General features: G+C 77.5%; 5 protein-coding genes and 1 pseudogene. 2 read left to right on the top strand and 4 right to left on the bottom strand.

Annotated features, from left to right (window positions below):
- Positions 1 to 658 (top strand): annotated as a pseudogene (locus F1544_RS22795) (hypothetical protein); the annotation flags it as partial.
- Between the two features lie 12 nt (positions 659 to 670).
- Here F1544_RS22795 and F1544_RS22800 read toward each other — a convergent pair.
- The 4 genes from F1544_RS22800 to F1544_RS22815 form a co-directional block, all read right to left on the bottom strand.
- Positions 671 to 1,588, bottom strand: coding sequence for an NAD(+)/NADH kinase (locus tag F1544_RS22800; RefSeq protein WP_167588499.1), 918 nt, complete (start codon positions 1,586 to 1,588; stop codon positions 671 to 673).
- Positions 1,589 to 1,637: 49 nt separating this feature from the next.
- A complete protein-coding gene (locus tag F1544_RS22805; RefSeq protein WP_208972460.1) occupies positions 1,638 to 2,447 on the bottom strand; it encodes an ABC transporter ATP-binding protein in 810 nt (269 codons plus the stop codon).
- Positions 2,448 to 2,551: 104 nt separating this feature from the next.
- Complete coding sequence (locus tag F1544_RS22810) at positions 2,552 to 3,649, bottom strand: FecCD family ABC transporter permease (RefSeq protein WP_308470288.1); 1,098 nt, start codon at positions 3,647 to 3,649, stop codon at positions 2,552 to 2,554.
- Positions 3,646 to 4,719, bottom strand: a complete 1,074-nt coding sequence (locus F1544_RS22815; RefSeq protein ID WP_167588501.1) for a FecCD family ABC transporter permease — start codon at positions 4,717 to 4,719, stop codon at positions 3,646 to 3,648. Before F1544_RS22815 ends, F1544_RS22810 begins: the two co-directional genes overlap by 4 nt.
- 284 nt (positions 4,720 to 5,003) lie before the next feature.
- On the opposite strand from F1544_RS22815, the gene F1544_RS22820 reads away from it, so the two are divergent.
- The coding region (locus F1544_RS22820; protein ID WP_308470289.1) for a DEAD/DEAH box helicase at positions 5,004 to 6,535 on the top strand (1,532 nt) is incomplete at its 3' end.

Below are 6,535 nucleotides of genomic sequence, written 5' to 3' on the forward strand. Positions count from 1 at the left end.
GCGCAGCGACGCCGACCGTGCCGCCGACGATCGCGCGGCCGACCAGCGCGCGGCGGACGAGCGGGCGGCCGACGAGCGGGCGGACCGGGCGGCCCAGGACCAGGCCGACGCCGAGGTCGCGCGCAGCGGTCGGCGGCGCATCAGGCACGTCCTGCTGCTGGGGCTCGCCGCCTTCGTCCTGGCCGTCGGCGGCATCGCCGTCTACGAGGTCACGACGGGCAGCAGCGTGGCCGCCGAGCGGCAGGGCACGGTGAGCCAGGGCGGCGCGGCCACGACGATCATCGGCACGACGGTGACCCCGGACCCGGTCCAGACGCCGTCCCCGGCCGCGACGCCGACGGACACCCCGTCGGAGACCGCGACCGCGTCGTCGACCTCGAGCGGGGCGACGGACTCCCCGACCGCGGACTCCCCGACCGCGGAGTCCACGGCGTCGGCGACCTCCTCGGGGGAGGCCTCGGAGACCGCCTCGCCGAAGGCGAGCAGCACCCCCAGCGCGACGGGGTCGGCCAGCAGCTCCAGCTCGGCCACGCCGACGGGGGAGAGCACGGGCGACGCGGCCGCCGCCGCCGAGCCGACCGGAGCCGTGGCGCAGGACGCTGCGGTCGCCCAGGAGGTCGTCGCGCAGGACGCGGCGCCGACGGTCGCCGCGGGCTGAGCCCCGCGGGCGTCAGCGCTTGCGGGGTGCCTCGCGGGGTCGCTGCTCGGCCGGGACGAGCTCGAGCAGCTCCTCGGGCAGCAGCGGCAGGTCGAGCAGGCTGAGCTTGACGCGCGAGCGCGTGCTGTGGGCGCCGGCGTCGAAGCGGATGACCTGCCCCGCAGCGCGTTCGGCGCGGACCTCGATCACGTCGCCCGGGGCGAGCTCCCCGGAGGCGACCCCGTCGATCTCGACCACGGGCGGCCCGGAGGACTCCAGCAGTTCGAGGCGGACGGGTTCGTCGGCGCCCAGGACGATGCTGCGGCCGATCCCCGACATCGGCGCGACCGGTGTCACGACGACGGCGTCGGAGCCCGGCGAGACGACGGGACCGCCCGCGGCGTAGCTGTAGGCGGTCGAGCCGCTGGGCGTGGCCAGGACGATGCCGTCGCAGCGGAAGTACCCCGTGCGGCGCCCGTCCACGGCGAGCGCGGCGAGGACCGCGCCCTTGCCGGGGGTCCGGGCCAGCGCGAGGTCGTTGAACGCCACGGCGCTGCGGCCGGGCAGCTGCGCGCGCAGGCACAGGTGCGGCTCGACGGTGAAGTCCTTCTCCGCGAGGCGCTCCAGCGCGGCGGGCAGCTCGCGCGGCTCCAGCTCGACGAGGAACCCGAGGTGGCCGAGGTTCACGCCCAGCACGGGGGTGCGGCGGTCGACGACGAGGCGCAGCGCGCCCAGCATCGTGCCGTCGCCGCCGAGGCTGACGACCGCGCCCACGGTCTCGAGGAACTCGGTCTCGGTGACCAGCGGGAACCCCGCGGGCAGCCGCGCCGCGTCCGCGACGAGTCCCACGACGTCACCGTCGTGCTGGCGCGCCCAGTCGCTGATGAGGTGGACCTGCTCGGCCACGTCCCGGACGGGGTGCACGACGAGTCCGATCCGGTGTCCACGCACCGTCGTCACGCTACCCGTCGCCGGGTCCGCGCCCGGGGACCGGGACGTCTCACGGCGCCGGCGTCGCGGGGACCGCGCCCGGGCTGCGGCGGCGGGCGCGCGGCACGACGAGCGGCGTGCCCGTCTCGGGGTCGGCGATGACGACGCACGGCAGGCCGAAGACGTGCTCGACGAGGTCGGCCGTGACCACCTCCGACGGCACGCCCTGCGCGGCCACGGCGCCGTCCTTGAGCGCGACGAGGTGGGTGGCGTAGCGGCACGCGTGGTTGAGGTCGTGCAGGACGGCCACGAGGGTGCGGCCCTGCTCCTCGTGCAGCTGCGCGCACAGGTCGAGGACCTCGATCTGGTGGGCGATGTCGAGGAAGGTCGTGGGCTCGTCGAGCAGGAGGATGGGCGTCTCCTGGGCCAGGGCCATGGCGATCCACACGCGCTGGCGCTGCCCGCCCGACAGCTCGTCCACGCTGCGGTCCGCGAGGTCCTCCACGCGGGTGCTCGCCAGGGCGGCGTCGACGGCGCGCTCGTCCTGCGGCGTCCACTGCCGCAGCAGCCCCTGGTGGGGGAACCGGCCGCGGGCCACGAGGTCGGCGACCGTGATGCCGTCCGGGGCCGTGGCCGACTGCGGCAGCAGGCCGAGGCGGCGGGCCACCTCCTTCGACGGCAGGCCGTGGATCTCCTGCCCGTCCAGCAGCACCCGGCCCTGGCGCGGCGTGAGCATCCGGGCCATCGCGCGCAGCAGCGTCGACTTCCCGCACGCGTTGGGCCCGACGATGACCGTGAACGAGCCGTCGGGGACGTCCAGGGCGAGGCCCTCGGCGATGGTCCGGTCGTCGTAGGCCAGCGTGAGGTCCTCGCCGCGCAGCCGGTTGCCGCCGGCGGGCTGCGGGCCGCGCGCGGGGGGCGCCGAGCGGCGGCGGTGGGGGATCGAGAGGCTCACGCGGGGTCCGTCCGGTCCGGGAGTGGGGGTCAGCCGCGCCCGCGGCGCCACTGGCCCGCGAGCAGGTAGGCGAGGTACAGGCCGCCGACGGCGCCGGTCATGACGCCGACGGGCAGCTGGGTGGGCGCGAACAGGCGCTGCGCGGCGAGGTCGCTGACGAGCAGCAGGAGCGAGCCGGTGAGCCCGGCGGCGACGAGCCCGCTGCCGACCGCGCCCGTGAGCCGGCGCGCGACCTGCGGGGCCGCGAGCGCGACGAAGGCGACGGGACCCGCCGCGAGCGCCGCGAGGGCGGTCAGCGCGACGGCGGCGGCCAGGACCGTGAGGCGGACGCGGTCCACGCCCACCCCGAGGCCGCGGGCCGCGTCGTCGCCGAGGTCGAGCAGGGTCAGGGAGCGGCTGCTGGCGAGCAGGACGGGCAGCAGCACCGCCAGCCCCAGGCCGACGGGGGCGGCCTGGTCCCAGCCGCGGCCGTTGAGGCTGCCCGTGATCCACACCTGCGCGGACTGCGCCTCGGGCAGGTCGGCGCGGGTCAGCAGGTAGCTGTTGACGGCGCCCAGGACCGCGGTCATGCCGATCCCGACGAGGATGAGGCGGTAGCCGGAGGCGCCGCCGCGGGCGGCGAGCAGGTAGACGACGACGGCGTTGACGAAGCCCCCCGCGACGGCCCCGAGGGCCGCGTCGGTGCTGCCGCCGCCCAGGACGAGCAGGACGACGAGCGCGCCGGTGACGGCACCGGTGGTGAAGCCGATGATGTCGGGGCTGCCCAGCGGGTTGCGGGTGACGAGCTGGAACACGGCGCCGGCGATCCCCAGGGCCGCGCCCACGAGGAGCCCGGTCACGACGCGGGGCAGGCGCAGCCCGCGGACGATGAACTCCTGCGCCGGGGCGCCCTGGCCCACCAGGGTGCGGGCCACCTCGCTCACGCTCAGCGGGTAGTCGCCCGTGGTGAGGCTGACGACCGCGACCACGACGACCGCGGCGGCCAGCGCCACGCAGACCCCGAGCGCGCGGCCCTCGACCCGGACGCTGACGCGCCGGCCCGCGCGCCAGGTGCCGCCGCGGCGGGCGCGGGTGGCGACGCCGGTGCCCCCGGGCGGCGCGGGCCGCAGACCGGTCGTGGCGCTCACAGCTGCGCCAGCCGGCGGCGGCGGACCAGGGCGATGAGGACGGGGGCGCCCAGCAGCGCGGTGACGATGCCGACCTGCAGCTCCCCGGGCGGGGCGACGAGGCGGCCGACGACGTCGGCGATCAGCAGCAGCGCCGGGGCCAGCACGCACGACAGGGGCAGCACCCAGCGCTGGTCAGGGCCCGTGAGGGCCCGCACGACGTGGGGGACGGCGAGGCCGAGGAACCAGACCGGGCCGGCCGCCGCCGTCGCGGCCCCGCAGAGCAGCGTGACGGCGAGGGCGGTCAGGACGCGGGTGCGCCCGATCGAGGCGCCCAGCGCCCGCCCGGAGTCCTCGCCGAGCGCGAGGGCGTTCAGGGGCCGGGCCTGGGCGAGGCCCAGGACGGTGCCCACCACGAGGAAGGGCGCGACCTGGCGGACGACCGTGAGGTCCTGCCCGGCCAGGGACCCGGTCTGCCAGAAGCGGTAGCGGTCGAAGACCTCCGCGTCCAGGAGCAGCTGCGCGCTGGTGTACGCGACCAGGGCGGCGCTCACGGCGGTGCCCGCGAGCGCGAGCCGCACGGGCGTCGCGCCCCCGCGCCCGGACGCGCCGAGCACGTAGACGACCACCGAGACGACCGCCGCGCCCGCCATGGACGCCCACACCAGGCTGCTGCGGCTCGTGACGCCGAGCAGGCCGACGGCGGTGACCATGGCCGCGGCCGCCCCGGAGTTGACGCCGAGGAGGCCGGGGTCGGCGAGCGGGTTGCGCGTCAGCGCCTGCATGAGGGCCCCGGCCAGGCCCAGCGCCGCGCCGACGCCCAGCCCGAGGAGGGTGCGGGGCACGCGCAGCTCGCGCACGACGAGCGCGTCCTGTGCCGGGCCGCCGCCGGTGAGGGCCTCGGCGACCGTGCCCAGCGGGATCGAGCGGGAGCCCAGCGCCAGGCTCGCGGCGACGGCCACGAGGAGCAGCAGGACGGCCAGGAGGAGGCCCGCGGTGCGCCGGCGGCGGCCGCGCGCGGGGCCGCCGGCGGGGCTCGGTGCGGGGCCGCCGTCGGGGTCCGCGCGCGGCGGACTCGTCGAGGTGGCCACGAGGTGAGGTTAGCCTGTCCACTGCTGCGCTCGGCCACCCGGAGGACCTCCCGCAGACCGCCGGCCGCGCGGGCTCAAGGCCACGCCCCGACCTGCCGAGAGTCCCGGTAGGGCATGATGTCCTGAGCGGATGCGCCGACGGCGCTCCCCGCGGTCGAGTGTTCAGCGCTCGCCGACCCTCACCGGAACGCGCGGTGACGGGGAGGTCGACGCGCGAGAGGTCCCTCCACGGCGAGCGGGGTCGGGCACCACGGCCACCCCCGTTCGTCCTTCGAGAGGCCTTCGTGAACCCCTCCGCGCCCAGCGGCCCCCGCACGTCCACCCCCAGCTCCACCGCGTCCGACGTCCCCGCGGCCCGCCGCCGCCGTCGTCGCAGCGGCTCCTCCGGCAGCGTCGAGGCCCAGCAGGCCTCCGTCCAGCAGGCGTCCGCGCAGCAGCAGGCCTCCGCCGAGCAGGCGGCCCAGCAGCCCGTGTTCCAGGCCCCGGCCCAGCGTGCGGCCGAGCCCCGCCGCGAGGCCCGCCCCGCCGCGCGCACCGCGGCACCCGCCGCCCCGACGGTGTCCGACGCCGCCGACGACGTGGCCCCCGACGGCCGCGGCTTCGCCGAGCTCGGCGTCCCCGCCGCGCTCGTGAGCGTCCTCGAGGCCCGCGGCGTCACCTCCCCGTTCCCGATCCAGTCCGCGACGCTGCCCGACTCCCTCGCCGGGCGCGACGTCCTCGGCCGCGGCCGCACCGGCAGCGGCAAGACCATCGCCTTCGCGCTGCCCCTCGTGGCGCAGCTCGCCAAGTCGGGCACCGCCCGCCGCGCGACCCGCCCGCGCTCGCTCGTGCTCCTGCCGACGCGCGAGCTCGCCAACCAGGTCGCCGCGACCATCACCCCGCTCGCGCAGGCCCTCGGCATGCGCACGGCCGTCGTCTTCGGCGGTGTCGGGCAGAACCCGCAGGTCGCCGCGCTGCGCGACGGCGTCGACGTCCTCATCGCCTGCCCCGGCCGGCTCGAGGACCTCATCAACCAGGGCCACTGCCGCCTGGACGCCGTCGAGGTCACGGTGCTCGACGAGGCCGACCACATGGCCGACCTCGGCTTCCTGCCCGGCGTGAAGCGCCTGCTGGACGCGACGCCCAAGGGCGGGCAGCGGCTGCTGTTCTCCGCGACGCTGGACAACGGCATCGACGTCCTCGTCAAGCGCTTCCTCTCCAGCCCCGTGACGCACTCGGTCGACCCGGCCGTCGCGCCCGTCTCGACCATGGAGCACCACGTGCTCGAGGTCTCCGCGGACGGCAAGGGCGGGCTCGTGAAGGACCTCGCCTCCGGTGAGGGCCGCACGCTGCTGTTCACGCGCACCAAGCACGGCGCGAAGAAGCTCGCCAAGCAGCTCACCGCGGCCGGCGTCCCGGCCGTGGACCTGCACGGCAACCTCAGCCAGAACGCCCGCGAGCGCAACCTCGGCGCGTTCACCGACGGCTCCGTGAAGGTGCTGGTGGCCACCGACATCGCCGCGCGCGGCATCCACGTCGACGACGTGGGCCTCGTCGTGCACGTCGACCCGCCGACCGAGCACAAGGCGTACCTGCACCGCTCGGGCCGCACCGCCCGGGCCGGCGCCGGCGGCACCGTCGTCACGGTCGCGACGCCCGACCAGCGCGGCGACGTGCGCACGCTGGCCCGCCAGGCCGGCATCGCCCCGCAGTGGACCTCGGTCGCGGCCGGGGCCGGCATCGTCGGCGAGCTGACGGGCCCGCGGGCCGCGTGGGTCGACCCGGCCACCGCGCCCGTCCCGCAGGCGCCCGCCCAGCCGCAGCGCGCCCCCCGGGC

The organism is Kineococcus rubinsiae (assembly GCF_011839805.1).
In the GTDB taxonomy this organism is placed as follows: Bacteria; Actinomycetota; Actinomycetes; order Actinomycetales; family Kineococcaceae; genus Kineococcus; species Kineococcus rubinsiae.